The sequence below is a fragment of the Pseudomonas sp. 67(2021) genome (genome assembly GCF_017491835.1).
GTDB classification, from domain to species: Bacteria; Pseudomonadota; Gammaproteobacteria; order Pseudomonadales; family Pseudomonadaceae; genus Aquipseudomonas; species Aquipseudomonas atacamensis.
In genome coordinates, this window is record NZ_JAFGYL010000080.1 from 1 (window position 1) to 483 (window position 483).

1 protein-coding gene is annotated in these 483 nt (G+C 64.2%); it reads left to right on the forward strand.

Annotated features, from left to right (window positions below; all coding sequences use genetic code 11):
* Nucleotides 1-483, forward strand: a 483-nt coding sequence (locus J5M66_RS26600) for an ATP-binding protein (RefSeq protein WP_243433554.1), incomplete at both ends; no start/stop codon positions are given.

Genomic DNA, 483 nt, shown 5'->3' on the forward strand with positions numbered 1-483 from the left:
GGTCGATACCGCGCGTCTGGACGAGATCATGAACATGGTCGGCGAACTGGTGCTGGTGCGTAACCGCCTGGTGCGCCTGGGCCTGACCAGCGGCGACGAGGCCATGTCCAAGGCCGTGTCCAACCTCGACGTGGTCACCGCCGACCTGCAGACCGCGGTCATGAAAACCCGCATGCAGCCGATCAAGAAAGTCTTCGGCCGCTTCCCGCGTCTGGTTCGCGACCTGGCTCGCCAGCTGAAGAAAGAGATCAACCTGGAGCTGGTAGGCGAAGAGACCGACCTCGACAAGAACCTGGTCGAGGCCCTGGCCGACCCGTTGGTGCACCTGGTGCGCAACGCCGTCGACCATGGCGTGGAAATGCCCGATGAGCGTGAAGCTTCCGGCAAGGCGCGCACCGGCCGCGTGGTGCTGTCGGCCGAACAGGAAGGCGACCACATCCTGCTGTCGATCTCTGACGACGGCAAGGGCATGGACCCCAACAT